Annotated in this window: 23 protein-coding genes and 1 pseudogene; 5 read left to right on the top strand and 19 right to left on the bottom strand. The window is 66.8% G+C overall.

Translation table 11 applies throughout. From position 1 onward, the window contains the following. Positions 1-9: 9 nt before the first annotated feature. Complete coding sequence (locus ACE3P9_RS06170) at positions 10-831, top strand: symmetrical bis(5'-nucleosyl)-tetraphosphatase (protein WP_374492510.1); 822 nt, start codon at positions 10-12, stop codon at positions 829-831. 83 nt (positions 832-914) lie between these two features. On the opposite strand, the gene ACE3P9_RS06175 is transcribed toward ACE3P9_RS06170, so the two are convergent. The 3 genes from ACE3P9_RS06175 to dcd form a co-directional block, all read right to left on the bottom strand. Next, on the bottom strand, positions 915-2,429 hold the full coding sequence (locus ACE3P9_RS06175; protein WP_374492512.1) for a DEAD/DEAH box helicase: 1,515 nt from the start codon (positions 2,427-2,429) through the stop codon (positions 915-917). Between the two features lie 529 nt (positions 2,430-2,958). Next, positions 2,959-3,816, bottom strand: coding sequence for a neutral zinc metallopeptidase (locus tag ACE3P9_RS06180; RefSeq protein ID WP_374492513.1), 858 nt, complete (start codon positions 3,814-3,816; stop codon positions 2,959-2,961). Between the two features lie 185 nt (positions 3,817-4,001). Beyond that, positions 4,002-4,571 carry a dCTP deaminase gene (dcd, locus tag ACE3P9_RS06185; RefSeq protein WP_374492515.1) on the bottom strand — a complete coding sequence of 190 codons (570 nt, stop codon included), beginning with the start codon at positions 4,569-4,571 and terminating at the stop codon, positions 4,002-4,004. Positions 4,572-4,750: 179 nt separating this feature from the next. On the opposite strand from dcd, the gene ACE3P9_RS06190 reads away from it, so the two are divergent. Then, positions 4,751-6,715 carry a phosphate transport regulator gene (locus ACE3P9_RS06190; protein WP_374492517.1) on the top strand — a complete coding sequence of 655 codons (1,965 nt, stop codon included), beginning with the start codon at positions 4,751-4,753 and terminating at the stop codon, positions 6,713-6,715. After that, positions 6,712-8,376 (top strand): PEP/pyruvate-binding domain-containing protein, encoded by a 1,665-nt coding sequence (locus ACE3P9_RS06195; RefSeq protein ID WP_374492518.1) that lies wholly within the window; start codon positions 6,712-6,714, stop codon positions 8,374-8,376. Before ACE3P9_RS06190 ends, ACE3P9_RS06195 begins: the two co-directional genes overlap by 4 nt. On the opposite strand, the gene ACE3P9_RS06200 is transcribed toward ACE3P9_RS06195, so the two are convergent. The 6 genes from ACE3P9_RS06200 to ACE3P9_RS06225 form a co-directional block, all read right to left on the bottom strand. Then, positions 8,345-10,228: a nitric oxide reductase activation protein NorD gene (locus tag ACE3P9_RS06200; RefSeq protein ID WP_374492519.1), complete on the bottom strand. Its 1,884-nt coding sequence runs from the start codon at positions 10,226-10,228 to the stop codon at positions 8,345-8,347. The genes ACE3P9_RS06195 and ACE3P9_RS06200 overlap by 32 nt on opposite strands. A gap of 43 nt (positions 10,229-10,271) precedes the next feature. Further along, positions 10,272-11,045: a CbbQ/NirQ/NorQ/GpvN family protein gene (locus tag ACE3P9_RS06205; RefSeq protein ID WP_374492520.1), complete on the bottom strand. Its 774-nt coding sequence runs from the start codon at positions 11,043-11,045 to the stop codon at positions 10,272-10,274. A 127-nt stretch (positions 11,046-11,172) separates the two neighbouring features. After that, entirely contained in the window at positions 11,173-11,436 is a 264-nt protein-coding gene (locus tag ACE3P9_RS06210) for a cytochrome C oxidase subunit IV family protein (RefSeq protein ID WP_374492522.1), read from the bottom strand. Positions 11,437-11,541: 105 nt separating this feature from the next. After that, the gene (locus tag ACE3P9_RS06215) at positions 11,542-12,195 is read right to left on the bottom strand and encodes a cytochrome c oxidase subunit 3 (protein WP_374492524.1); all 654 of its coding nucleotides are present in this window, start codon (positions 12,193-12,195) and stop codon (positions 11,542-11,544) included. 136 nt (positions 12,196-12,331) lie between these two features. Next, entirely contained in the window at positions 12,332-13,786 is a 1,455-nt protein-coding gene (locus ACE3P9_RS06220; protein ID WP_374492526.1) for a cbb3-type cytochrome c oxidase subunit I, read from the bottom strand. Between the two features lie 45 nt (positions 13,787-13,831). Next, positions 13,832-14,257: a cytochrome c gene (locus tag ACE3P9_RS06225; protein WP_374492528.1), complete on the bottom strand. Its 426-nt coding sequence runs from the start codon at positions 14,255-14,257 to the stop codon at positions 13,832-13,834. Positions 14,258-14,467: 210 nt separating this feature from the next. Here ACE3P9_RS06225 and cobA point away from each other — a divergent pair, with 210 nt between their 5' ends. Together cobA and ACE3P9_RS06235 are read left to right on the top strand one after the other, a co-directional pair. Beyond that, a complete protein-coding gene (cobA, locus tag ACE3P9_RS06230; protein ID WP_374492530.1) occupies positions 14,468-15,298 on the top strand; it encodes a uroporphyrinogen-III C-methyltransferase in 831 nt (276 codons plus the stop codon). A gap of 135 nt (positions 15,299-15,433) precedes the next feature. Then, the gene (locus tag ACE3P9_RS06235; protein ID WP_374492533.1) at positions 15,434-16,315 is read left to right on the top strand and encodes a DUF3553 domain-containing protein; all 882 of its coding nucleotides are present in this window, start codon (positions 15,434-15,436) and stop codon (positions 16,313-16,315) included. A 155-nt stretch (positions 16,316-16,470) separates the two neighbouring features. On the opposite strand, the gene ACE3P9_RS06240 is transcribed toward ACE3P9_RS06235, so the two are convergent. The 10 genes and pseudogenes from ACE3P9_RS06240 to ACE3P9_RS06285 form a co-directional block, all read right to left on the bottom strand. Then, entirely contained in the window at positions 16,471-16,749 is a 279-nt protein-coding gene (locus ACE3P9_RS06240) for a hypothetical protein (RefSeq protein WP_374492535.1), read from the bottom strand. A gap of 62 nt (positions 16,750-16,811) precedes the next feature. Beyond that, the gene (locus ACE3P9_RS06245; protein ID WP_374492537.1) at positions 16,812-17,516 is read right to left on the bottom strand and encodes a Crp/Fnr family transcriptional regulator; all 705 of its coding nucleotides are present in this window, start codon (positions 17,514-17,516) and stop codon (positions 16,812-16,814) included. 83 nt (positions 17,517-17,599) lie between these two features. Continuing rightward, on the bottom strand, positions 17,600-19,486 hold the full coding sequence (locus ACE3P9_RS06250) for a cytochrome D1 domain-containing protein (protein WP_374492539.1): 1,887 nt from the start codon (positions 19,484-19,486) through the stop codon (positions 17,600-17,602). After that, on the bottom strand, positions 19,471-20,742 hold the full coding sequence (nirJ, locus tag ACE3P9_RS06255) for a heme d1 biosynthesis radical SAM protein NirJ (RefSeq protein WP_374492542.1): 1,272 nt from the start codon (positions 20,740-20,742) through the stop codon (positions 19,471-19,473). Before nirJ ends, ACE3P9_RS06250 begins: the two co-directional genes overlap by 16 nt. 150 nt (positions 20,743-20,892) lie before the next feature. Further along, positions 20,893-21,372: an Lrp/AsnC family transcriptional regulator gene (locus tag ACE3P9_RS06260; protein ID WP_374492568.1), complete on the bottom strand. Its 480-nt coding sequence runs from the start codon at positions 21,370-21,372 to the stop codon at positions 20,893-20,895. Between the two features lie 126 nt (positions 21,373-21,498). Then, positions 21,499-21,993, bottom strand: a pseudogene (locus ACE3P9_RS06265) (Lrp/AsnC family transcriptional regulator); the annotation flags it as partial. Further along, complete coding sequence (locus tag ACE3P9_RS06270; RefSeq protein WP_374492544.1) at positions 21,977-23,062, bottom strand: Lrp/AsnC family transcriptional regulator; 1,086 nt, start codon at positions 23,060-23,062, stop codon at positions 21,977-21,979. The pseudogene ACE3P9_RS06265 and the gene ACE3P9_RS06270, both read right to left, overlap by 17 nt. A 4-nt stretch (positions 23,063-23,066) precedes the next feature. Beyond that, on the bottom strand, positions 23,067-24,341 hold the full coding sequence (locus ACE3P9_RS06275) for a cytochrome D1 domain-containing protein (RefSeq protein ID WP_374492546.1): 1,275 nt from the start codon (positions 24,339-24,341) through the stop codon (positions 23,067-23,069). Continuing rightward, entirely contained in the window at positions 24,338-24,619 is a 282-nt protein-coding gene (locus ACE3P9_RS06280; protein WP_374492570.1) for a cytochrome c, read from the bottom strand. Before ACE3P9_RS06280 ends, ACE3P9_RS06275 begins: the two co-directional genes overlap by 4 nt. A 379-nt stretch (positions 24,620-24,998) precedes the next feature. Beyond that, positions 24,999-25,313: a c-type cytochrome gene (locus ACE3P9_RS06285; RefSeq protein ID WP_374492548.1), complete on the bottom strand. Its 315-nt coding sequence runs from the start codon at positions 25,311-25,313 to the stop codon at positions 24,999-25,001. Between the last annotated feature and the right edge of the window lie 92 nt (positions 25,314-25,405).

Raw genomic sequence — 25,405 nt, forward strand, 5'->3', positions numbered from 1 at the left:
ATGAGGGAAATGTACTGCATTGGGGATATCCAGGGCTGCGCCGAGGCATTCGACGATCTGCTCGACGTCCTGGGATTTTCTCCCAGCCGACATACGCTGTATGTGCTGGGAGATCTGGTCAATCGCGGCCCGGATTCGGCGGGCGTGCTGCGGACCATGATGCGCCATGAGGGCAGCATCCATTGTCTGCTGGGCAACCACGACATTCATCTGCTGGCGGTCTATTGCGGCGTACGGCAAATGGGACGGCGCGACACGCTCACCGATCTGTTGTGCGCACCCGACGCCGACCGGATGATCGAATGGCTACGGCACCAGCCCCTGGCCCGGTGGTCCCGGGACTGCCTGATGGTCCACGCGGGCGTGCAGCCCGACTGGACAGTGCAGGACACCCTGGCGCATGCTGCCGAAATCAGTGGGGCCCTCTCGGGGCCGGACTGGAAGCGCTTTCTGGCCGGTGTCTTCGGAAACAGCCCTTCCCGCTGGAGCCCGGCGCTGACGGGCATGGACCGACTGCGCGTGATTCTCAACACCCTGACCCGCATCCGATTCCTGGAAGTGGATGGCTCCATGGACTTTGCCCACAACCGCGGTCTGGACGAGGCGCCGCCGGAACTGGTGCCGTGGTTTGCACATCCGCTGCGTCGCACGGCCGATGCCCTGGTGGCCTTTGGCCACTGGTCTGCCCTGGGCCTCGTGGTGCGTCACAACCTGCTCGCCCTCGACACGGGCTGTGTCTGGGGAGGACAGCTCACCGCAGCCAGCATCTTGCCCCGAGGTCGGGTCGGAGAGGTGGTGCAGGTGGACAGCCGCTCTCGCGCTGCCCCCTGAAGCGATCCGCATCGGCACCGACACCCTGAGACACCTGCCGCAGGGCTGATGGTGGCAGAGGCGGACGCCCTGCGCCCTGCAGCTCAGGAGGTCGACCGGGAGGAGGCGGGGGAGGTGCTGCCTGCGGCCGGATCGGCCACGGGCGCGGAGGCGGGCTGAGGGGCCTTGAACAGGGCCGCCATGGGACGGCGGGGACGGATGTTGGCACTCAGGCTCGACCGCATGGGCTTGCGGGGCGCAGCGGCTTCCCATGTGGGAGCCTCTTCGCGCTTCTGGGGCTCGTAGGGCCGGTCAAAGAAGGCATCTGTCACCTTGGGAGCGCGGCGATAGCGGTCTCCCTGCGGATCACGGTCACGCCCGCGGTCGTCCTCGGAGCGCGCATGGCTGCTGCTGCGACGCGAGAACTCGCTGCGCCCCTCATGCCCTCGCTCCGGCAGGTGGCGATGCGAGGCCGACCGCGAGGCGAGTGCCAGACTCTCGGGGTGGATGGTCTGGTGGGTGAGCTTGCCGATCTCGGCCACCAGGCGCGCGTCGGCATCTCCCACGAGGCTGATGGCCAGCCCCTCGGCACCGGCACGGCCCGTGCGGCCGATGCGGTGCACATAGTCTTCGGCGTTGAAGGGAATGTCGTAGTTGAAGACGGCGGGGACGTCCTTGATGTCCAGCCCGCGGGCTGCCACGTCGGTGCAGATGAGGTAGTCGACGTCCCCGGCCTTGAACGCATCGAGCGACTTGAGGCGCTCGTCCTGGCTCTTGTCCCCATGCAGGGCAGCCGTTCTGAAGCCGTCGCGCTCGAGTGCACGTGCGAGCCGCGAGCAGCCGAGCTTGCTGTTGGTGAACACAAAGGCCTGCCGCACGGCATTGTCGCGAATCAGCTGTTCGAGCGCCGCGCGCTTGTCGGCATCCTCGACCCGCACGAAGCGCTGGGTGACCGTGGAAGCCGTTTCGTTGGAACGGGCCACCTCGATGGTGATGGGGTTGTGGAGATAGCTGGAGGCCAGTCGCTTGATCTCGGGCGAGAAGGTGGCCGAGAACAGCAGCGTGGTGCGCTGCTTGGGCAGATAGGCGAGGATGCGTTCGAGATCGGGCAGGAAGCCGATGTCGAGCATGCGGTCGGCCTCGTCGAGCACCACGTATTCCACCTGGTTGAGCACACAGTTGCGCGCCTCGATGTGGTCGAGCAGCCGTCCCGGCGTGGCCACCAGCACCTCGATGCCCGCCTTGAGCTCGGCGGTCTGAGGCTTCATGTCCATGCCACCGAACACCACTGCGCTGCGCAGGTGGGTGTACTGGGCGTACTGACGAATCTGCTGGGCCACCTGGTCGGCCAGCTCGCGCGTCGGCAGCAGCACCAGAGCCCGCACAGGATGGCGTGCCGGGGAGGCAGAATGGTTTTCGTGGCGCATGAGGCGCTGCAGCAGGGGCAGCGCGAAGGCGGCCGTCTTGCCGGTGCCGGTCTGCGCGGCGCCCATGACATCCTGCCCGGCAAGCACGACGGGAATGGCCTGCGCCTGGATGGGGGTGGTTTGCGTATAGCCCATTCCGGCCACTGCGCGCTGCAGCGGCTCTGCCAGGGGCAGGTCTGAGAAATCTGTCATATCGACTGCCTGTTGAATATCGGTCGTGGCCGCTGCCTCATGCCGGTAGCCTGCATGCATGCAGGCACGCAAGTCCGAGAGAACGGTCTGTTCGGTGTATGCGCGGGAAAACTGCGCAGAAAATCATCTGTCCGCCCATGCCGGCCTGCAGCGCTGCATGCAGATGGAGAAAATGGCCATGGCGGAATCTGTACGGGGAATTCCGGAAGTTGCCCACTCGGGCGCACCGCCGGTGCTGCATGGAGGCCATGGGCGCTGCCAGATCAGGGGGCGTCATCCGGTGCCATGCACCGGGATTTTCCGGCAGATAGGCCTGCCCGCTTCCTTCGGGAATGACAGGAACGGAAAAACATATCGCGCCGGGCGAGATTTTGCATCTTTTTCAGGGAGGGTCAAGCACCCGGGCACCCCCAGAGAAAAGAGAATGGGCGACAAGGGTACGGGTTTTGGACGGATTTTCGCCAGAATGGCGCCTCATTTTGTGGGGTGTCCCGGCCGATTCAGCAGGGCATGCCGTGCCCGGCATGCCTCACAGCGTCTGGGCATTGAATGTGTCGCAGGACTGCACCGTACCGCCCTTGAATCCGGTGGTGAACCAGCGCACACGCTGGGCGCTGGAACCATGGGTGAAGCTGTCGGGCACCACATACCCCTGGCTCTGTTTCTGCAGGGTGTCGTCCCCAATGCGGCCTGCGGCATTGACGGCGCTCTCGATATCGCCCTGCTCCAGGATATGCCGCGCCTGATCGGCGTGGTTGGCCCAGACACCTGCAAAGCAGTCGGCCTGCAGTTCGAGTCGCACGCTCAGGGCATTGGCCTGGCGCTCGCTGCCCCGGCTGCGGGCCGCATCGACCTGATCGGAAATGCCCATGAGGTTCTGCACATGGTGCCCGACTTCGTGCGCGATGACATAGGCCTCGGCGAATTCACCCCCCGCTCCGAGCTGGTTCTTGAGGGTATTGAAGAAGTCGAGGTCGAGGTAGACCTTCTGGTCCTGCGGGCAGTAGAACGGCCCCATGGCGGCCTGCCCCGTGCCGCATGCCGTGGGTGTGGAACCGGAATAGAGCACCAGCTTGGGCTTGACATAGGTACTGCCCGCCTGGCGGAAGATGTCGGTCCAGACGTCCTCGGTATCGGCAAGCACCGTGGACACGAATCGGGCCGTGGTGTCGTTGGCTGGAGGTGCCTTAGCCTGGGGCTGGCGCTGCACGACGGCCTGTCCCTGGTTGAGCACGCCGATGGTGGTGAGCGGGTTGACCCCGAATACGGCCCAGCCGAGGATCGCAAGCACGATGGTGCCGATGCCCAGCCCCGTGCCCCCCACCAGGCCTCCGCCGCCCCGGCGGTCCTCGACGTTGTCGGATTCGCGATTGCCTTCCCATTTCATGGCGCATGTCCCCTGGCGTGCAAAGTGGAGCGAACCTCCCGGTCCGCAAGAACGCCACATGCCTGTCGGAGGAGACAGACAGCGGCACCGTGCGCCGCATTATCCGATGGATGGCCTGTGCCGGGGCCGGCGCCGCGCCTGACGGACCAGGGGAAATGTCACAGGGCGTGTCGCCCGGAAGTGCCTCAGGTCTTGGGCAGGGTGACGCCAACCTGGCCCTGGTACTTGCCGCCGCGGTCCTTGTAGCTGGTTTCGCAGATTTCGTCGCTCTCGAAGAACAGGACCTGGGCACAGCCCTCGCCGGCGTAGATCTTGGCCGGGAGCGGCGTGGTGTTGCTGAATTCGAGCGTCACGTAGCCTTCCCATTCCGGCTCGAAGGGGGTGACGTTGACGATGATGCCGCAGCGCGCGTAGGTGGACTTGCCGAGGCAGACGGTGAGCACGTTGCGCGGGATGCGGAAATACTCGACCGTGCGTGCAAGCGCAAAGCTGTTGGGAGGAATGATGCAGACATCGCTCTCGATGTCGACAAAGCTCTTCTCGTCGAAGTTCTTGGGGTCCACCACGGTGCTGTGGATGTTGGTGAAGACCTTGAATTCGGGGGCACAGCGGATGTCGTAGCCATAGCTGCTGGTGCCGTAGCTCACGATCTTCTGGCCGTCGGGAGCGAACCGGACCTGCGAGGGCTCGAAGGGTTCGATCATGCCGTGTTGCTCGGCCATGCGCCGAATCCATTTGTCGCTCTTGATGCTCATAGCAGGTCTATGTGTGTCCGAGGTGGGCCTGGGGAGATTCTATCTCCGGGGCACTGTACTTCCTGTACTTCCTGAATCCCAGAAACCGAATCGCCATACAGGCGTCACATGCGCACCCTAGAGTCGACGCATGGTCCGGCTCTGCCGGGTTCCGTGAATGACCGTGAAAGGAATGTGCCTTGCTCAAGGAAAAAGCCGTGGCCGCACTCGGCCAGAAGCGCCTGCTGCTGCCGGCCTGGATCACTGCCGCCCTGAAGGCCAATGACCGTCTCAAGCTGTATCTGTCGATGCTGCAGGCGGCCAGTGCCCAGGCCGATGCCCACCGCGACGAGGGAGGCGGCGAATGGCATGCGGCATGGGGTGCCGAGCTGCAGCGGGCAGGTCTGCAGGATGCCTCGTGGATTCAGGAGATGGTGCTCCATGCCTACCGCGACGAGGGGCAGCTCATGCTTGCCCACCAGGCGCGCATGATGCAGGCCCTGGCCACGGATGTGCAGACCATGGCGCGCCCGATCATCGAGGCGGCGGTGCCAGAGGCAGCGGGGCTGCAGGCCCGCGTGCACACCTGGCAGGAGACCCTGCAGAAGCTCGGGCATGCGGAAGGGCTCGACCCCGCCGCCCTGCAGGCGCTGACGCGCGGGGACCGCCATGCGGGTGACAGCCTGCACCTGCTGGTGATGGACATGCACCGCACGCTCAATGCGCTGGCCAGTCAGGTGGAGACGGAGAACCTCGACGGGGCGCATGTGTGGAACATCCTGCCGGAGGATCGGCCGCTGGTGCGCGCGTTCATGCGGGGGCTGGCGCGCACGGCGGCGCTGAAGTTCGGCCATCCGGGACTGGATACGGCCGTGACCCGTGACGGGGCGCGGCTGCTGATCCAGAACGACATCGGCACCAATGATGCCCATGTGCTGGTGATCGAGGTGGAGGAGCACGGCATCTCGCTCACCTACTCGGATCTGCATGCACCGCGCTTTGCCTTCTTTCGCCGGATGCTGGAGCAGGTGGGGTACGGCTGGGAGGTCGATGCCCCGGTGGCGACCACAGGCCTCAACGAGGGCAAGCCCTACACCGTGGGGCATGCCAGCCTGCAGGCCCAGGACAGCGCGGAGCTGGTGCGGGCGCTGGAGGCCACGGCCTCGCGCATCGTGTTCGTGATCGACTGGAACCGGGCCCGCAAGAAGCTGCAGGCTTTCGTGCCACGCCGCGAGGCAGTGGCCCTGCTCGATCAGGCCGCCCGGCAGGAGTGGGGGCACATGGGCTGGCTGCTCGCCGGGGGCGAGGCACTGGTGTACCGGACCATGGAATCGGTGGGGGGCGACACCTTCCGGCTGGGAGAACGGCTCGACGGCGTGCTGGGCGAGACGGGGGCACGGCTGTTTCTGTCCGAGCTGATGCGCGAGTGCAGCGAGCTGCTGCGCGCACAGCAGCCCCTTGCACTGGTGGAGGACAAGGCACGGCTGCTGCTGGGGCGTGCACTGCGCCAGCGGCATGTCGAATTCGATCTGCTTGCCGAGCATGCCGCCTACTGCCATGCCCTGGCGCAGGCGCTGTGTGATGCGCTGGCGCGCGACGACACGGCCGGAGCGGCCAGCGACATGGCCACACGTGCCAGGGGCTGGGAACATCGGGCCGACCACCTGCTGGCCGAGGCCCGCGAGCGGGCCGAACGCCAGCCGCGCTGGCAGGGCATTGTGGACCTGCTGCTGCGTGCCGACGACGTGGCCGATGCGCTGGAGGAATCTGCCTTTGTGCACACCCTGGTGCGGCAGCCGGAGCTGGTGCACCCCCCAGAGGCCGTGCAGGCCGTGCTGGCCCGCCTGGCCGACACCACGCTCGCTGCCATTCAGGACCTGGTCAAGGCCATCGAGATCGCACGGGTGCTCGACGGCGGATTCGATCCGCTCGACAGCGATGCCTTCCTGCAGGCGCTCTGGCGCATGATCCGCGCCGAGCGGCTGTGCGACGACCTGCTGCGCGAGGCGCGCGTGCAGATCGTGCGCACGCTGCATGCGCACCCCGCCCAGATGGCGCTGGTCACGGAGCTGGCCGCGACGCTGGAGCGCGCCTCGGACGCACTGGTGGCTACGGGCTACGCCCTGCGCCGGCTGGTTTTTGACAATACCGGAGTTCCGACATGAGTACACGCCATTCCTGGCCTTCTGCGCTGTATCTGATTCCCGATGCGGTGCACGGCACAGCAGCCGATGCCAGCGCCGCCACCATGGGCAACAAGGCCTGGAACCTGCTGCGCATGGCGCAGGCCGGCCTGCCGGTGCCCCCTGCCCTGGTGCTGGGCACGCATTACGCACGGCATCGCAGCGCGGCCCGGCAGGCCCTGTGCGCCCATGGGCTGCCTGCCCTGGAGCAGCTGTGCGGGCAGGTGCTGGGAGATACCCGCAACCCGCTGCTGGTGTCGGTGCGTTCAGGCGCCCCCGTGTCCATGCCGGGCATGATGGAGACGCTTCTCAATGTGGGGCTGTGCGATGCCACGCTGCCCGGCCTCCTGCGGCAGACCGGGCATCCGCGGCTGGTCTGGGATGCCTACCGCCGCCTGATCGCCACCTATGGCGAGGTGGTGGAGGGGCTGCCGCCGGAGCTGTTCGAGCGCGAGCTGCAGCAGGTCTGCGACGGCCGCGACGAGCGCATGCTGGACTTCGTCGAGCTGCGCGCACTGACCCGCCTGTTTCTGATGCGCTATGCCGATGCGGCGGGACAGTCGTTTCCGCAGGACCCGCATGAGCAGCTGCAGCGCGCGGTGGAAGCGGTGTTCCGCTCCTGGGATGCCGACAAGGCCCGCGCCTACCGGGCGCTCAACGCGATTCCGGACGATCTGGGCACGGCCGTGACGATCCAGCGCATGGTGTTTGGCAATGCCGGGGGCCGTTCGGGCGCCGGGGTGGGGTTCACGCGCCACCCGGGCACCGGCGAGGCCACGCCGTGGATCGACTTTCTGAGCAATGCCCAGGGCGAGGACGTGGTGTCGGGCCGCCGCAATGCCCACGGGCACGAAAGCATGGCACAGCTCGTGCCGCAGGCCTGGAGCCAGCTGCAGGGAGCCGCCCATACGCTCGAACACCTGATGGGCGACATGCAGGACTTCGAGTTCACAGTGGAGGATGGCCATTTCTTTCTGCTGCAGGCGCGCAACGGCAAGCGCACGCCGCTGGCAGCGGCCCGCATTGCACTGGATCTGCTCGACGAAGGGCTCATCACCCCCGCAGAGGCCCTGACGCGCACCAAGGCGCTCACGCCGCAGGATCTGGGCACCGTGTGCCTGGCCGGGGCCAACAGCACCCCTGCCCTGCCGCTGGCGGAAGCTGCCAGCGCCTGCCCTGGCGTGGCGAGCGGCGTCATCGCCCTGGATGCGGCCCACGCCACCGCGAGCGCCGCCACTGGAGCCCCCGTGGTGCTGGTGCGTCCGGGCGCAGAGACAGGCGATATTGCCGCGCTGGATGCCTCGACCGGGATGCTGACCGTCACCGGCGCGCGCACCTCCCATGCTGCCGTGGTGGCGCGCCAGCTCGGCAAGGTCTGCCTGGTGGGATGCACAGCCCTGCACATCGATCCCGAGGGACGCAGCCTTCAGCTGGGAGACACGGTGCTCCACGAAGGCGACTGGCTCACGCTCGACGGCAACTGCGGCAAGGTCTATGCCGGCCGGCTCGATGCGGTGCTGGTCCCGGATGCATCGCTGCAGGCCCGGCTCGCGGCCTTGCGGCAGGCGTCAGCGGGCACTGCGGCCACCACCACGGCTCCGCAATCAGGGGCTACTGGGAAAGCGCCGCATACAGTCGCGTGAGCACCTGGGGCAGACGGGTGGCGTCGTGCACCACCACATAGTGGTGGGCTCCAAACAGGTGTGGCAGGTATTCGGCGGCCTCGCGGTCGATGGTGACGCAGAAGGGCACGAGGCCAGCCTCGCGCGCCTCGCGCACGGCCTCCCGGGTGTCCTCCACGCCATAGCGGCCCTCGTAGTGGTCGAGGTCGTTGGGCTTGCCGTCGGTGACGAGCAGAAGCAGGCGCTTGTGCGCGGGCTGCTCGCGCAGGATGCGGGTCGACTGGCGGATGGCCGCCCCCATGCGGGTGTAGTAGCCGGGCCGCAGCGCCGCAATGCGCCCGCGCGCAGCGGCATCGTAGGGTTCGCCAAAGTCCTTGAGCAGCAGGTAGCGCACCTCCTTGCGCTTGAGCGACGAGAAGCCGTACAGCCCGAAGCTGTCGCCCGACGCCTGCAGGGCCTCGGCAAAGAGCATGAGGCTGTCCCGGATCACGCTGATGACCGTGCTGGCATGCTCGCCACGGCCCACCCAGGCTTCGGTCGAGAGGGACACATCGGCCAGCAGCAGACAGGCCAGGCTGCGCTGGCTGCGCGGCATCTCCACATAGAGCCCCTCGCCGCTGTCGGCCTGCCCGGCACGCATGTCGGTGAAGAAGCGCACCACCCGGTCGAGATCCAGATCCTGCCCCTCGGGCCGGGCAAAGCGGCGGCTGCGCTGCGGCGCGAGTGCCTGAAACTGCCTGCGCAGGCGTCGCGCCGTCTCGCGCAGCGGTTCGGGCAGGGGCACGGGACTGGCGTCGCGGGGGCGCATGGGCTTGAGCAGGCAGTGGCCGGGCACGAGGGTGCCGGTCTTGTAGTTCCATTCGGGCAGGGGCATGCCGGGACCGACCGGAATGTCGTCCGCCTCGGCACTGGGCAGGTCGAGGTCGAACTTGACACGGGAGGCACGGCGGCGCGTGTCGCGCGTGACGACCAGATGGTCCATGTCCTCGGCGGCACGCAGGTCGCCCATGTCCTCGTCGTCCTCGTTGCGGTTCATGCGCAGATAGTTGTCCCACGTGAAGATCGACTCGGCCCGAAAGATGAGCAGCGGGCCGTTCTTGCGCTCGTCGGGAGTCACGCGCTGGGCACGGTAGCGGCGCTTGCGCGCCTCCTGGCTGTCCTGCTGATGTTCCTCGGCCTCGCGGTTCGCCGCCTCGTCCCCACCTCTGCCGGCCGGTGCCGCCTGGGCTGGAGGCGCCGGATGCATCCACAGCGGCACGGGTGTAATGCCCTGCAACCGCGACTCCAGCCCCACCACGGCCCGCGCTTCCGGCGCATGGCCCGGATCGCGCAGGGTGTCGCGCAGAATCTGCTCGATGGCCTGCTGGGCGGGCGGCAGGCTCGCCGGATCGCCACGCAGCGGCAGGTAGTCCCGCACCAGTCCCGCGTACAGCAAGGCCATGCCCGGCATGCGGTGCAGGCAGCGCAGCGTCGCCAGTCGGTTGGATTCCAGCCAGCCGGGCGGAGGCATGCATTCCTGCATCAGCTGTGCGTGCTCGGCACTCAGGGCCAGCAGCCAGAGGTAGAGCTGCTGGTTGCGCGTGCGGTCGGGAAACAGGTCGATGCGCCCTGGCAGGTAGAGCGAGCGCTCGTCGCTCCAGGCCAGCTCCACGCTGGTGTTGGTGCCGGCCACGCGCTCCAGCCAGGTGCGGCGTCCTGCGTGCTCCGTGCCCACCGTGCTGCGCAGGTGCAGGCCAGGCTCGCCGCCCATGGCACGGAAGAACACGGGCGCGAGCCGCTCCATCTCCTCGAGCTGCACGGCCGCCGCCGGATATCCCCGGTAGGCCGCCTTGCGGATCAGCACATCCCACCAGCCGCCTACGGTGTCTTCCATGGCCTTGTCCTTGTGTGTGTCGGCCCTGCGCGGTCGTGCCGCCTCAGGCTGGGAACTGGGTGTCGACCACGGCCATCAGGGCGGCAATGGTCTCGGCTTCGTCAGACAGCGGCTCCACCACGGCCGCACGGCAGGCCAGGCGCGGCGCCATGCCTGCTGCCATGAGCTTGGCCGCATAGACCAGCAGCCGGGTACTCACCGCCTCGTCGAGGTCATAGCCGGTCAGGCGGCGGATGCTGGCAGCCAGGCCCACCAGCCGCTGCGCATGGGCAGTGTCGATGCCGCTTTCCTGCATGACGACGGGTACCTCGACCTCGGCCGAGGGAAAGTCGAAGGCCAGTGCCACGAAGCGCTGCCGCGTCGAGGGCTTGAGCGTCTTGAGCACATGCTGGTAGCCGGGGTTGTAGGACACCACCAGCATGAAGCCGGGCGGCGCCTGCAGCACTTCGCCCGTGCGCTCGATGGGCAGCATGCGGCGGTCATCGGTCAGCGGGTGCAGCACCACCGTAGTGTCCTTGCGGGCTTCGACCACCTCATCGAGGTAGCAGATGCCGCCAGCGCGCACAGCCTGCGTCAGCGGCCCGTCGCACCACACGGTGCTGCCAGAGGTGATGAGATGCCGGCCCACCAGATCGGCGGCCGTCAGGTCGTCATGGCAGCTCACCGTGAACAGCGGCACGCCCAGCCGGGCGGCCATGTGGGCCACAAAGCGCGTCTTGCCACAGCCGGTCGGCCCCTTGATGAGCACGGGAAGCTGCTGCTGCCACGCCTGCGTGAACAGCTCGCACTCCTGCCCCGTGGGCTGGTAATAGGGCATTCCGGCAGGGGCTGCCCGGCTGGGCGCTCCGGACGGAACTTCGGGGGAAAGATGCAGACTCACCGACATGACATACCACGCTTGATTGCAGAACAGAGAAAAAACAGGAGCCCCGCGCTTCCACGGCCTACAGCGCCCACATGAGCCCCACGCACACCACGGTCAGCCAGCCGAGCACCACCCCACGCAACAGCCAGGGTGCCTCGCGCAGCTCCATGAAATGGTCCGCGATCAGCCAGCCCTTGATCCAGGCAAAGCCCAGCGCCGCAGTGCCCACGCTCACCGGCAGATGCACCTGCCCGGTGGCGAACCAAGTCGACAGGCTCGTGAGCACGAGCAGCAGCACCGCCACCAGGGCGACGCTGCGAAAGGAGGTGTCGGGGGTCTTCATGCAGCCAGTATCGTGACCCGGGCCGGACACGGCATTGACCGCAGCCAAGACTCGGCGCCCTGCCCTTCCCCACTGCTGCGGCGCAGGACCGCAGGACCGCGTTCCTCAACGCGCCACGTACACCAGCGCAAAGAGCACGATCCACACCAGATCCACCATGTGCCAGTAGGCGGTGCCCGATTCGATCCAGTTGAGCGAATCGTCGGTGAAGATGCGCAGGGGACGCAGCTTGTGCCACACCAGCATCAGGATCACCAGCCCCAGCACCACGTGCAGGAAATGGAAGAACGTGAGAGAGAAGTAGAACAGCCAGAAGTCGTCTGTCGACATGCTCAGGCCCTGATGGAACTTGTCGACAAAGTCCATCGACTTGCTCACCAGAAACCCCAGCGCCAGCCCGCTCGCCACCAGCAGCCCCCGCCGCGCACGCTGCACCATGCCGGCCTGCCCTGCACGGGCCACCCGCACGGCCCAGGCCGCTGCCGCACTGGCCAGAATCAGCAGGGCCGTATCCAGAAAGCCCTGCTCCAGCCCCACCCGCGCCTGATCGGCCGCGAACAGCGCCCGCTCGTCATGCCGGAACCAGGCATAGGCCGAAAAGAACAGGGCGAACACCAGCAGCTCGGCCAGAATGAAGGCCCACATGGCCACATCGCCCGGCACCCGCCGCTCGTCGGAGCGCACACACTCCCCGGTGCTGCGCGGGTCCCTGCCGTGGTCGTGCGGTGCCATCGACACCATGCGGTCTGCCGGTTGCATCTGTCCTGTCCTCCCTCATGCACACAGGCTGCCGGGGATATGGCATCCCGCGGCAGCCTGCGTGCGCATGTCTTGAAGAAGCCGGAACGGAAAGGCTCCCTGCCCTGCCCGTTCCGGCACCCCACTCACCCCAGACTCAGCGCACCGCCTTGCGGTTGCCGACGAAGAAGCTCGCCACATAGAGCAGCAGACCGGTGAAGAACACCAGACCCGCGCCCTCGCGCAGCCAGAAGAAGAACGAAATCTTCTCCTGCACCTGCATGAAGGGCATGGGGTTGTCGCTGTAGCGCTGCAGCCAGGTCTGCAGAATGCCTGCCGCGGTCAGGAACAGGGTGATGAACACCATGGCCACGGTCATGAGCCAGAACGACCACATCTCGATCACCTGCGACTTGTTGCTGTTGGCCTCGCGCCCGTTGATGATGGGCATGGAGTAGGAGATCATGGTCAGCACCACCATGGCATAGGCGCCATAGAAGGCCATGTGCCCGTGACTCGCGGTGATGTGGGTGCCGTGCGTCCAGTAGTTGACGAAGGACAGCGTGTGCAGGAAACCCCACACCCCGGCTCCCAGGAAGCCCATCACCGAGCAGCCCAGCGCCCACAGCACGGCGGCCCGGTTGGGGTGTTCGCGGCGGCGCTTGTTGACCACGTTGAAGGCGGCCACGGTCATCATGAAGAAGGGAATCGGCTCCAGAGCAGAGAAGATCGAGCCCCACACCTTCCAGAAGGGCGGCATGCCGGTCCAGTAGTAGTGGTGGCCGGTTCCGATCAGGCCGGAGATCAGCGTCATGGCCACGATCAGGTAGAGCCACTTCTCGATCACTTCACGGTCCACGCCCGTGACCTTGACCAGCACAAAGGCCAGCATCGCGCCCATGATGAGCTCCCACACGCCCTCGACCCAGAGGTGCACGACCCACCACCAGTAGAACTTCTCGCGCGGCACGCTGTCCGGGTTGTAGAACGCGAACAGGAACATCAGCGCCAGCCCCCACAGACCGATCATCATCACCATGCTGATGGCCGTCTTGCGGCCCTTGAGCATGGTCATGCTCAGGTTGAACAGAAAGGCGAGCGCCACCACCACAATGCCCACCTTGGTGATGAGCGGCTGCTCGATGTAGCCCCGGCCCATGGTCGGCAGCAGGTCGTTGCCCGTCAGGCGCGCCAGCTCGGCATAGGGCACGGTCAGATAGCCCACGATGGTGAGCGCACCGGCCACCAGGAAAATCCAGAACATGATCAGCGCAAGCCGGGGGCTGTAGAGCTCGTGCTCGCACTCCTCGGGGATCAGGTAGTAGCCCGCCCCCATGAAGCCGAACAGCAGCCACACGATGAGCAGGTTGGTGTGCACCATGCGTGCCACGTTGAACGGGATGTACGGGAACAGGAAGTCGCCGATCACGTACTGCAGGCCAATCGTGAGGCCGAAGCAGATCTGCCCCACGAACAGGGCAATGGCGGCGATGAAATAGGGCTTGGCCACCGCTTGCGACGCATAGCGCAGCTTGGCCGGCTCCGGTGCCAGATCGGCCGGCGCCACGGGCGCCAGCCCCTCTGCATCCACCGGCAGGGCAATGTGAGTCATGAAATTCTCCTTGGAATGTGAACGTTGCGGTGCATGCGGGGGCAATCAGCCTTCCTTGTTCGGCGGCCAGTTGTTGGTGCGGATGCCCGAGGTGTACTTGAAGAACGCCACGAGATCGTCGAGCTGCTGGTCGGTGAAGTGGAAGTTGGGCATCTGGCGGCGGCCCGGCGCGTGCGTGGGCTGTGCCTTGATCCAGACCTTGATGAAATCCGGGCCGCGGCGCGTGTAGACATTGCCCAGCTCCGGCGCGAAATACGCCCCTTCACCCAGCAGGGTGTGGCAGCCGGCGCAGTCGTTCACCTCCCAGAGCTTCTTGCCCCGGATGGCCTGCACGGTGAGGTTTTCGTGGTTGTCGTACTTGGGAAAATCCTGTTCCGTCTGGAACGTGAGCGCCAGAAAGAGCAGGATGAAGAACAATGAACCGCCGTAGAAAATATTACGGGCGGTCGACTTGGTAAAACTTGCTGCCATGTCGCCATCCTTTGATGAGTAATGAGGAAACAAACCGGGTGTAACTGTATGTTTGGCCCGGGCAGTCCGGCATTGACGGCAGTCAACCAAAAAAAGCCGCCGCAATTTGTACACTGTCACCCTCGGAAACCCCCACATGCCCCACATGCCCCACGTTCCCCGCAGGGCTCCGGGAATGCCCTCCTCTCGACCCATCCTGTGACCAGCCCGATGACCTCCGTTCCGCACGCCCCCGCACCCTCCGCCCCCTCTGCGGCACAGCCCCCTGCCGTGCCGGCCGTCTCGCTCGTGGGAGCCGGCCCCGGCGATCCGGAGCTGCTCACGCTGCGCGCGCTGCGCCGCATCGAGACGGCCGACGTGGTGCTGTACGACCTGCTGGTCTCGCAGGCCATCCTCGACCTGATTCCGCCCCGCGCCGAACGCATCTGCGTGGGCAAGCGCGCCAGCCGCCACACCCTGCCGCAGGAGGACACCAACCGGCTGATCGTGCAGAAGGCCCAGGACGGGCTGCGGGTGGTGCGCCTCAAGGGGGGCGATCCCTTCATGTTCGGCCGTGGGGGCGAGGAAATGCAGGAACTGGCCCGCGCGGGCATCGCCTGCGAAGTCGTGCCCGGCATCACGGCCGCCATGGGCGCTGCCGCCTGCACCGGCATTCCGCTCACCCACCGCGACCACACGCAAATGGTGAGCTTCGTCACCGGCCACCGCAAACAGGACAGCTCCACGCTCGACTGGGTGGAACACCTCGATCCCGCCTCGACCCTGGTGGTCTACATGGGGCTGGGCGAATCCCCCCGCATCGTGCAGGACCTGATGGCCCACGGCTTCTCCGGCGACACGCCGCTCGCCGTGGTGGCCAGCGCCACCCTGCCGCAGCAGCAGGTGGGACTCGCCACGCTCGCCACCCTGGAAGCCATGCTGGCCAAAAGCACCCTGACCTCCCCCGCGCTGCTCATCATCGGCAGCGTGGTCACCCTGCACACCACGCTGTACCCCCTCATCCGCCAGGCCCGGACCCAGCTGGACCTGCCGACGACGTAAGCGCAAAGCCACTTTCCTGCAGTACGCTGAGTTCTGAAAGCTCGTTCCTTGGAGTACCTCGGCCGAGTCATCGGAATTGGCGATCCTAAATCAGTCGCCCAACGTTGCGGCTCAAGATGTTTGGAGAAATAGACCATGCAAAAAGGGAAAAAGGGCAGCAGGGTACGGCACGCCACCAAAACCGAGTGGGGTGTTGGTCAACTGCTTGAAGATGCCAACAGCCAAGACTTTCATATCTTTTTTGAAGGGGCAGGAGAGAAGCACTTGGACCCCACCGCCGCAGACAAGCTAATCTGGGTGAGCGGAGCAGAAGCAGAAAGTGCACTGCTAGATAACATGCATCTACCAGCGGACGGCCAATCCTACCCAATATGCACCATCGCCGAAGCCAAGGAGAGGTTGTTGGAAATTTATCCGGGGGGGCTTCATGGTCAAAAGATGAAGGACCATGAACGGGACTACAAGGATCGATTGTCTGCACTGGCTCGCCAATGGTATTCGCCTGACTGCTTGCGGTCTGCGCTGACCGAGGGTCGCTATACCGACGTGGTGCAACTGGCTTATCAGTTGGTCAAATGCAGCGAAAATAACCTGCCCGCTTCCTTTGAGAAGATGGCCTTTGCCAATGCCGTCAAAAACCACTCAAGACCGAAGGCATTCGCGGAAGCCTTTTGTGCATGGGTGTTGCCAGAACGACCGAGTCAAGCCGCATTTGATGCCTTTGCCAAAGAGCTGGATCACATGGAGTGCGCCAAATGGCCGCTGCTGACAATCTACCGGTTTTTGCTACACCCCGAGGTAGACGTACTAATCAAGCCGACCAATCTAGCAAATGCAGCCAAAGTAGCCCGGTTTGAAATCAACTACCGGCCAAAGCTCAATTGGCTGACGTACAGCACCGTGATGGCGTTCTATGGGTACGTGAAGCAACAGATCGCCGATCTGCAGCCGAAGGACATGATCGATGTACAGAACTTCATCTGGTGCATCGACCCCAATTACGGAGGCATGGTCTGATGCGCGCCTTCACGCAGGGGAAAGTTCTGCCACGGGCCAGCAAAGGTGCCATCAATTGATGCCGCGCTGGGATGCGCCCTCCTCGACCACGCCCGCCCCCCACTCAAACGGAACAGCGGTCCCAGGGCGACACTGCGGGCGAAAACAGAAGAGCGTCAGCCCTGCTCGCCGCCTGGCATGATGAGCATCAGCACGCCCCGGTAATCAGGGGCAGGCTCGGCGCGAAAGGCCAGGCCCATGGCCTCGATGCGAGTGACGAGCGGCTCTGGAAAGCGCGGCAGCAGAAAGGCCCAGTACCCGCAGGCCGGCAGGGGAGCGTCGAGCGCGTCCATGACGGCCACCATGGGTTCCGGGGGTGGCAAGTCCCGCAGATCCACTGCCTCCACTGTCTGTTCGTCGTCGATGCCGTGCGTGGGCTGCGTGGGGGTGGTCATGGGAAATGCCCTTTCTCTGTCTGGATGGGAGGGGAAAACGGCCGCGCCGGAAGGCTGGGGGCTTATCCCCGGCCCCGGGTGCTGGTCTGCGCGAACATGAGCATGCCCGAAGGATTGCTCACGGTGATGTCCTTGCCGTCGACCGACAGGAAGCCTGCATCCATGAGCTGGTGCAGCACGCGCGAGAAGGTCTCAGGGGCGAGGCTGAGGCGCGAGGCGATGAGGTTCTTGTTGACGGGCAGCGTCACGGTGAAGTGCTCGGCCTGCGGGTCGTTGGTGAGTTCGAGCAGGTAGCCTGCCACGCGCTGGAGTGGGTTCTCGATGGAATAGCGTTCCACGTCCTGCACGAAGGTGTGCAGCCGCAGCGACAGCCCCGCGAGCAGATGCCGTGCAAAGGCAGGGTCCTGCTCGATGGCGTCGGAGATGACTTTCTCGCTCACGTGCAGCACCATGCTGTCTTCGAGCAGCTGCGCGCTCAGGGGGTAGGGGCGGCGCAGGAACATGACGGCTTCGCCGAAGCTCTGGCCCGCATGGACGATCTCGATGACTTTCTCGCTGCCCTGCGCGGAGGTGACAAAGAGCTTGCAGCGCCCGAACACCATCACGTACATGCCGTCGCAGGCGTCGCCGCGACGGAACAGGTCGGTGCCCTTCTCGGCACGGATTTCGCGCACGCCCAACATGAGGCGCGCGATCTGGGAATCGTCGAGCTCCTGGAACAGGGGCTGATGACGGACGAGCTGACGGATATCTATTTCTTTTCTCATGACCTGCACACGGGGAAACGGGGGCACACACCACAGGGTGCCGCGCCGGAGCCAGCCAGCCCCCTTCCCTGGCCTGCACAGGGTCAGTGGCTGGTTCCTTCAGAGCGCGTCACTTTGTTGAACACATTGTATTTACCAATGGGCTTGGACATGGGGAGACTTTTGACCTCCCGCAAGGTGCGCGCATCGACCACGACCAGCTCGCCGGGATTTTCCATGATGCTCACCAGGGCATAGCGGCCGTCGCGGGTGAATTCGACGTGCGCATTGGTCTTGCCGGGGCGCAGCCGGAGCTCGCGCACCACCTGCAGCGTGCGCTTGTCGATGATGGAGAGGGTGTCCCGCGCCGTGGGCGACATCATGGAGTCGGCCCACATGTAGGGGGTGTCCTCGTGGCTGCGCAGGAAGAAGCCGGGGCCCGGCAGGGGAATGTCCTTCACCACCTTCCAGGTGCCCATGTCGATGACGGTCACGCTCGATGTCTGGAGGTTGGTCGAGGCCATGTACAGATGCCCGTCGTGCCGGAACGTGATGCCCGAGCCCAGGTGCGGCATGCCCCGGAGCGGCAGATCGGCCACCTTGGCCCCGGAAAGCAGCGAGATGACCTCCCCCTTGCCGGCACGCGAGGCGCCCATGACGTAGCGGTAGTCGGGATCGAAGTAGAAGTCGTCGAGCACCACGTCGAGCGGGATCACCCGGGGTTCGAGGTAGGCCGGCGTGGGCATGGCTTCCTTGAGGCGGTAGTCATGCACCAGCCCTTTGTAGAGCGGCTCGGCGTGCGGATCGCAGGAGATTTCCCACAGCTCGGGCGCGTCCTTGAGCGCCACCACAAAGCTCTTGCGGGGAGCCGCGTCGTACACGGCCGACACCCGCGAGGGATGGCCCTGCCGATCCACCACCGGATAGGTCCGCACGGGCGCGAGGCCGTGGGCGTCGAGCAGGACCAGCGTGTTGGGCAGCGTGTTGCCGGCCATGACCCACTTGCCGTCGTCCGAGACGGCCACGTTGCGGGTGTTGATGCCCACGCGGATCTCGGCCACTTTCTGCAGGCGGTACAGGTCGTACTGGCTCACCCACCCGTCGCGGCTGCCGAAGTACACGAAGCGGCCATCGGGGCTGAACTTGGGCCCCCCGTGCAGGGCATAGTGCGAGGCAAAGCGCGTGAGGGGGGTGAAGGTGTCGCCATCCAGGATGCTGACATGGTGGTCTCCTGCCTCCACGACCACGAACAGGTTGCGCGGATCGGCCCGGAACACGGGCGCCACGGGCCCGTAGTCGGGCTGCACAAAGGTGTGATGCGAGGCCCGCATGTCGGCCTCGGTCCAGCTGGGCGCCTGCTCGGGAGCCTGCTGCAGCCAGCGGGCGATGCCCCGGATCTGGGCCTCGGTCAGCGTGCGTCCGTATGCCTGCATCTGGGTGGCCGGACGCCCGTCGCGGATGGTCTGCACGATGGTGCCATGGCGCAGCCGCTCCAGGCTCTCGGGCAGCAGGGCAGGCCCCATGGCCCCCATGCGCGTGGCCCCGTGGCAGCTCGCGCAATGCTGGGCATACAGGGCGGCGGCCTCGCGGGCGGGTACCCCGGGGGCCTCGGCGCCAGCGGCTGCCACGGTCCCTAACTCTGGCGCAGGCGCGGAGGCGGCACGGTGGCGGGAGGATGCCGTGGTTGCGACATGGGCCGCAGCAGGTGCACCCTGCACTGCAGCGGCAGAAGCCGGCTGGTGGGCACGCATCATCCATTCCAGCGGACCGGCATCGCGCTGGGCCACGGCAGCGCCGGAGGCTGACGGCATGGCTGCGGCAGCCGACTGCCCGGCGGCATTCGCTCCCGCCGCTCCAGCGGCTGCCAGCCCGGTCAGGGTACAGAGGGCAAGGCTGCCCATGCCGGCACGCAGGACGCTGCCCTGCCGGGACATGACAGACAGGCGCCGCACAGGTCGGGAAAACAGGGAAGGCTTCAGGAATGGGCGCATGGCGCGGTCTCCAGTTCATCGTCAGGGGCGGACGTGATGGGTATGCTGCGCAGGCGGCGCGCCAGCGCATGATCGGGCACGGCGTAGCTGCCGGGCTCAACGCCGATCTCGGCATCGCTCAGGTAGCAGGCCGGATCGGCCGCCCAGTAGTCGCCCGTCAGCTCCCAGGCACGGACCCGGGTGTTGCCGTTGCACAGTGGCAGCCAGGAACAGGCCGCGCACCGCCCCTGCACGGGACGGGGCGACTGCTTGAGCCCGGCCATGAGCGGGTGCGTGGTGTCGGCCCAGATGGCACCGAAGCTGCGCTCGCGCACATTGCCGAGCCGCACCTTCCACCACATGGTGTCGGGGTGCACATAACCTCGGTTGTCGATGTTGGCCACGTTGACGCCGCTGCTGTTGCCTCCCCAGCGCAGGAGCAGGCGCTCCATGCGGGCCAGCGCTTCCTGCCGCTCGGGGTGGTGGCGCCGTGCCCACTGCAGCAAGTACACGCCGTCGGCATCGTTGTTGCCGGTGACGAACTCGCGGGCACGCCCCTGCTGGATGCTGCGCACGCAGGCATCGACGAGCAGATCCATCGCCCAGCGGGTGCGCTGGTGGTAGGCGTCGGTCTCGCGGTTGGCGTTGCCCCGGCCGGCGTAGTTGAGGTGGCTGAAATAGAACTTGTCGAGGTTCTCGTCCTCCATGAGCTGCAGCAGCGCGGGCAGGTCATGGGCGTTGCCCTCGGTCATGGTGAAGCGGATGCCGACCTTGAGCCCCCGCTCCACGCACAGGCGGATGCCCTGCAGCGACTGCGCATAGCTGCCCTCCACGCCCCGGAAGGCGTCGTGCGTGGCCCCGATGCCATCGAGGCTCACCCCGATGTAGTCGAACCCCACGGCGGCAACGGCGTCGATGGTGCGCGCATCGATCAGGGTGCCGTTGCTCGACAGGCCCACGTACATGCCCAGGCTCTTGGCCCGGCGTGCGATCTCGAAGATGTCCGGTCGCATGAGCGGCTCGCCGCCCGACAGAATCAGCACCCGCACCCCGCTCGCATGCAGGTCGTCCAGGACGCGGAACACCTCGGCGGTGTCGAGCTCGCCGGCAAACTGCTTGTTGGCGGCGCTGGCATAGCAATGCTGGCACAGCAGGTTGCACTGCCGGATCAGGTTCCAGATCACCACCGGCCCGCTTCCCGGGCCACGCGCGGAACGCTCCGGCGCCATCGGCTGATCGGCCAGCAGGGCCTTGAGATAGGTGGTCATGCGCAGCATGGGCAACTCCAGGGAATCGGAAACTTTCGGCTGCCTAGTACACCACAGCCCACGGGGGCCCTCCTTGCCTCCGATCAACCGCACTCAAGATGCCCCTGCCGACAGAAGGGTTGAGCCTGCACTGCACGGCCTGGCCCGTGCCTGCCCGCTTCACACGCGCAGGCCGGTCTTCTTGAGAATGGCGGTGGAGAACAGCGCATCGTGCGCACGGCAGGCCGGGCCGAGCAGGGCCCGAATCTGCTCCACCTGCTCGAGCACGGCCTCGCGGCTGGCGCCGTGGCACATGGCAAAAAGGCTGTACGGCCACAGCGGAAGATGCCGGGGGCGGCGGTAGCAGTGGGTCACGAAGTCCAGCGCCCCCACGCGCGGCCCAAGGGATTCGATCTGGGCATCCTCCACGTCAAACACGGCCATGGCGTTGTGCCGGTAGCCGATGGCGTAGTGGTTGGGCACCACTCCGATGCGCCGAATGACGCCGGCGGCCAGCAGCCGCCCCAGCTCCGCACGCACCTGGGTCTCATCCCAGCCCTCCCCCAGGGCCTCGGCCACGGCGGCGTAAGGCTCGGGCACGAGCGGCAGGCCGGCCTGCGTGGCACGCACCAGCGCCTGCACACGGGCGTCCTGCAGCAGGGCGACCCCACCCGCCTTTCCTGCCGAAGCTGCCGCTGCCGGCTGGGCATGCACAGGGGGCGCTGCGCGGCCGACGGGCTGGTGCCCGCCCACCGTGAAGCGCATGCCCACGAAATATTCCTGCAGCTTGGGAAAGACGTGCACCTCCAGCCCCGTGTCGGCCTCGATGCGCGCCACCGCCGCCTGCATGGCAGCCGGCGACTCGGTGGCCAGCACGAACCACATGTTCAGGGCATGGTCGCGGCGGTAGTTGTGCGCCACGGCTTCCAGGGCGTTGACCTGGCGCGTCACGGCCTCGTAGCGGTCCTCGGGCACGGCCAGCGCCGCCAGCACGAAGCGCCCGCCCAGCCGCTCGATCTGGTAGAGCGGGCCGAAGCGTGTCAGCACCCGGCGCGCCAGCAGCTGCTGCAGGCGGGTGCGCAGGGCAGCCCCATCGAGCCCGAGCGTCCGTCCGGCTTCGTCATAGGGCGATGCACACAGGGGAAAGCCTTCCTGCAGGCCATTGACGAGGGCCACGTCCACGGCATCGAGCGCCAGAGACGCGTCACTGCCGTGGGAAAAGGAGGATGCGGAAGCAGCTGTCATGGCAGACGGGAAAAAGGCATCATGAAGGCGCGCCATCCGGCTGCCGGGGCTCCGGGTGCCAGGAGGACGACACGGGCAACGGCGCACGCTGTGCCTCAGGGGCCGCCTGCCAGCCGTACATGGCTCCGGTCTGCTTAAAGCGGCGCCGCGAAAACAGGCAGGCATGCGGATAGCCGGCCAGTCCGGCCGCTCCCGCAAGGCGGGTGACCTGGGCACGCACCGCCTCGCGGTCCTTGCCATGCACCATGCAGAACAGGTTGTAGGGCCAGGCCTCGCCGCGCGGGGGGCGCCCGTAGCACAGGTTGACGCCGGGCTGCGCCGCGAGCCGCTCACCCAGCGCGTCCCGCGCATCGGGCGGCACCTGCCACACGCACATGGCATTGGCGGTGTAGCCGAGTTCGTGGTGCCGCACGATGCAGCCGAATCGGCGCAGCACGCCGGTGGTCTGCCAGTGCCGCAGCTGGGCCAGCACGCCGGCCTCGGTCCAGCCCAGCCGGTGCGCCCAGTCGGCATACGGGTGTTCCACCAGCGCAAGCCCCTGCCCCAGCAGCGTCATGAGGCGGCGCTGGTCGGTGGACAGCGCCCCGCGCGGCTGCGGACGGATGCGGTGGGGAGCCCGGCTGCCGTCCTGCAGCGAAAAGCCCAGATCGATGTGGTATTCGGCTTCGAGCGGAAAGTCATGCACCGGCACCCCCAGCTCCTCGCCAATGGTGTCGAGCACTTCCCGCAGGCGCGCCGCATGGTCGGCAGCCGCCACGAACCACAGGTTGAACGCATGCTCGCGCTCGTAGTTGTGATTGACCTCGGGGTGCCGGTTCACGATGGCGGCCGCCCGGGCGATGTCCTCCGGCGGCACCGCCACAGCAGCCAGCGTGCTCGCTCCTACCGTATTGGGCGCGAACACGCCCCCTATGCGCCCCAGCACCCGGTGGGTCTGTGCCTCGTGCAGGTCGTGCAGGAGCGCCTCCACCTCGTAGCCGTGGTGCCGCGCCAGCACGGCAAACGGTTCCGGCACGCACGGAAAGTCGCGCTGCCAGGCATCCATCACCGAGACGATGCGCGGATGCTGCCATGTGGCCGGTGCAGGGCCTGCGCCGAGTTCCATGGCCTCACATCCCCATGCGGGTGGCGCGGGTGGTAAAGAAGATGCCGGAGGGGCTGCGCGCCGGCAGCTCCTTGCGCACGGCAAAGGTGGCGGTGTCGATCACCATGAGCCGGTCGTCGTCGCGGCTGGAAATCCACACCTCGTCCCCCTTGGGCGTGAATTCCATGTGCAGAATCGCCCGCCCGGGCTTGAGGGTGCGCACCACCTTCATGGTCGGCACGTCGATGACCTGGACCGTATCGTTGTGCGGAAAGGCAAAGTTCACCCACACCCGCCGTCCGGACGGCTCTGCCATCACGAACACCGGCTGGCCATGCACGGCAATGGCGGCCTCCTGCTGCCAGCTGCGGCTGTCGGCCACCAGCACCTCGGGGTGTCCGATGGCGGGGAAGAAGGCATGGTCGCCCGCGATGCTCCAGCCACGCAGGTGCGGCATCTTGTAGACCGGCATCGGCGTCTGGCCATGGCCATAGTGCGGCAGGATGCGGCGCACGCCACGCTCGGGATGCCAGGTGTCCAGGAGCGCCAGTCCGTCCTCGCCGTACAGGCCGGCAATGTAGTAGTGGCCATCCGTGCTCACCAGCCCGTCATAGGGCTGGCGCCCCACATGGGGAAAGCGCGTCACCGTGGGCTTGCGGGGGTCGGCGGCATCCACCACCCAGATTTCTCCCGCATCGAACAGGCTGAAGGCAAAGCGCTCGCCCGGCAGATCGGCCAGCCCCACCACCTTGGAGGCCTTGCCGTCCTCGCCGCGCGCGGGAATGTCGGCCAGCAGCTCCAGCGTGTCGGCATCGAAGAGCTTGATGCCGCCCGGCTCGTAGTTCTGGGCAGCCACCACCCGGCCGTTGGTGGAAATGGCTCCGCCGATGCTGTTGCCTGCCTGCATCACGCGGCGCTCGATGCGCTGGGTGAGCAGATCCACCTTGGTCAGGCCACCGTCGCGCCCGAACACGTAGGCGTGACGACCATCGCGCGAAAACACCACCGACGCATGCGACAGATCGCCCAGCCCCTCGATGCGGGCCAGGCTGGTGCGCGCGTCGTTGTCCACCACCTGCACGCTGCCGGTGGCCCGCTCGATCACCACGCCCAGATCTCCCGTGCCGCGCAGCACGGGGGCCCCGGAGGCACCTGGACCGCCTGCGCAGCCGGCCACTCCGCCCGCAAGCAGGACACCCGCTGCCAGCGTGGCCAGCCGGGTACGCAGCCGCCCGCCCTGCGAGCGTGCCGGCGTCGCCGCCAGACCCGTGGGAGGCAATGTGTGCTTGGTGTCGTTCATGGCAATCCCTTTCCGTTCTTGAGTACCCAGACCAGCCAGCGTGCTTCGGCTGGTGTCATGAAGGGCTGCCAGGGCGGCATGGCCGTGCCCGGGCGCCCCTGGAGAATGGTGGCTACCAGACTGTCTTCCGGCCGGTCAGCGAGCGCCTGGGCCGTGATGGGGCTGCCGAGCCCGCCCTGCCGCGTCATGCCGTGGCAGGCCCCGCAGTCCTGCCGCAGCAGATGCATCAGCTCGGCCTGCCGGGCTGGGACGGGCGCAGGAGGCTCGGCCGTGCCCATGGCCCCCGTTGCCCCCTGACTCTGCGCGACGGTGCTGTGCGCCTGCGGTGCGGCAGGCTCTGCCACGGGGGCGGCCCAGATGCCGGCAGCCGCCAGCAGCCCGGCCCCCAGGGCCGATGCGCGCCACAGGCATCGGTGAAATGTGCTTGCACCCCGGTCGGGCGCACCCTGCAATCGGTGATTCACGATGTCGTTCTCCTGCCCTGCCCCTCCCTTGCCCCGGTGCGCCCCGCGCCCCGCCGACAGAGGAAGATGTGCAACCCTTTCGCGACCGATGGCCCCTGCGATCGGTCGCGAAAGGCCTGCCCCCGCCGGGACGACAAAGGCCGGCGTCGGATGGCGCCGGCCTTTGCTGTGCCAGACGGGCCAGGCTCCGGCATCAGTGCGACAGCACCCACTTCACGAGGGTATGGGCATCTGCCTGGGACAGGCCGGCGTTGGGCGGCATGGGCACGGAACCCCACACGCCGGAGCCGCCCTTCATGACCTTCTGCACCAGCTGGCCCTCGGCATTCTTGCCACGGTACTTGGCTGCCACGCTCTTGAAGGCAGGGCCCACGACCTTGTGGTCCACGCTGTGGCAGGACATGCAGTTGTGCGACTGCGCCAGCGATTCGGGAGAAGCAGCCTGGGCCGCACCGGCAGCCAGGAGGCCAGCGGCCACGCAGACGGCGGAAAGGAAGGAAACTTTCATGGATATCTCCAGGGAAATGGCCTGCTCGCGCAGGCGGGAAGAGGAGGAAGGGATGGCGGCGTTTCCGGGGTCGCCATCCACGGGTGCATGGT

Source organism: Allobrachymonas sp. (assembly GCF_041912815.1).
Classification (GTDB): domain Bacteria; phylum Pseudomonadota; class Gammaproteobacteria; order Burkholderiales; family Burkholderiaceae_C; genus Brachymonas.

What these genes read in the sequence shown, in the direction of transcription:
- ACE3P9_RS06275 (WP_374492546.1), bottom strand. Translation starts at nt 24,341, where the DNA reads ATGAACGACACCAAGCACACATTGCCTCCCACGGGTCTGGCGGCGACG.
- ACE3P9_RS06180 (WP_374492513.1), bottom strand. Translation starts at nt 3,816, where the DNA reads ATGAAATGGGAAGGCAATCGCGAATCCGACAACGTCGAGGACCGCCGG.
- ACE3P9_RS06210 (WP_374492522.1), bottom strand. Translation starts at nt 11,436, where the DNA reads ATGAAGACCCCCGACACCTCCTTTCGCAGCGTCGCCCTGGTGGCGGTG.
- ACE3P9_RS06215 (WP_374492524.1), bottom strand. Translation starts at nt 12,195, where the DNA reads ATGCAACCGGCAGACCGCATGGTGTCGATGGCACCGCACGACCACGGC.
- ACE3P9_RS06285 (WP_374492548.1), bottom strand. Translation starts at nt 25,313, where the DNA reads ATGAAAGTTTCCTTCCTTTCCGCCGTCTGCGTGGCCGCTGGCCTCCTG.
- ACE3P9_RS06225 (WP_374492528.1), bottom strand. Translation starts at nt 14,257, where the DNA reads ATGGCAGCAAGTTTTACCAAGTCGACCGCCCGTAATATTTTCTACGGC.
- ACE3P9_RS06175 (WP_374492512.1), bottom strand. Translation starts at nt 2,429, where the DNA reads ATGACAGATTTCTCAGACCTGCCCCTGGCAGAGCCGCTGCAGCGCGCA.
- ACE3P9_RS06245 (WP_374492537.1), bottom strand. Translation starts at nt 17,516, where the DNA reads ATGAGAAAAGAAATAGATATCCGTCAGCTCGTCCGTCATCAGCCCCTG.
- cobA (WP_374492530.1), top strand. Translation starts at nt 14,468, where the DNA reads ATGACCTCCGTTCCGCACGCCCCCGCACCCTCCGCCCCCTCTGCGGCA.
- ACE3P9_RS06220 (WP_374492526.1), bottom strand. Translation starts at nt 13,786, where the DNA reads ATGACTCACATTGCCCTGCCGGTGGATGCAGAGGGGCTGGCGCCCGTG.
- ACE3P9_RS06235 (WP_374492533.1), top strand. Translation starts at nt 15,434, where the DNA reads ATGCAAAAAGGGAAAAAGGGCAGCAGGGTACGGCACGCCACCAAAACC.
- nirJ (WP_374492542.1), bottom strand. Translation starts at nt 20,742, where the DNA reads ATGCTGCGCATGACCACCTATCTCAAGGCCCTGCTGGCCGATCAGCCG.
- ACE3P9_RS06270 (WP_374492544.1), bottom strand. Translation starts at nt 23,062, where the DNA reads ATGGAACTCGGCGCAGGCCCTGCACCGGCCACATGGCAGCATCCGCGC.
- ACE3P9_RS06195 (WP_374492518.1), top strand. Translation starts at nt 6,712, where the DNA reads ATGAGTACACGCCATTCCTGGCCTTCTGCGCTGTATCTGATTCCCGAT.
- dcd (WP_374492515.1), bottom strand. Translation starts at nt 4,571, where the DNA reads ATGAGCATCAAGAGCGACAAATGGATTCGGCGCATGGCCGAGCAACAC.
- ACE3P9_RS06170 (WP_374492510.1), top strand. Translation starts at nt 10, where the DNA reads ATGTACTGCATTGGGGATATCCAGGGCTGCGCCGAGGCATTCGACGAT.
- ACE3P9_RS06240 (WP_374492535.1), bottom strand. Translation starts at nt 16,749, where the DNA reads ATGACCACCCCCACGCAGCCCACGCACGGCATCGACGACGAACAGACA.
- ACE3P9_RS06250 (WP_374492539.1), bottom strand. Translation starts at nt 19,486, where the DNA reads ATGCGCCCATTCCTGAAGCCTTCCCTGTTTTCCCGACCTGTGCGGCGC.
- ACE3P9_RS06200 (WP_374492519.1), bottom strand. Translation starts at nt 10,228, where the DNA reads ATGGAAGACACCGTAGGCGGCTGGTGGGATGTGCTGATCCGCAAGGCG.
- ACE3P9_RS06280 (WP_374492570.1), bottom strand. Translation starts at nt 24,619, where the DNA reads ATGGGCACGGCCGAGCCTCCTGCGCCCGTCCCAGCCCGGCAGGCCGAG.
- ACE3P9_RS06205 (WP_374492520.1), bottom strand. Translation starts at nt 11,045, where the DNA reads ATGCCCTATTACCAGCCCACGGGGCAGGAGTGCGAGCTGTTCACGCAG.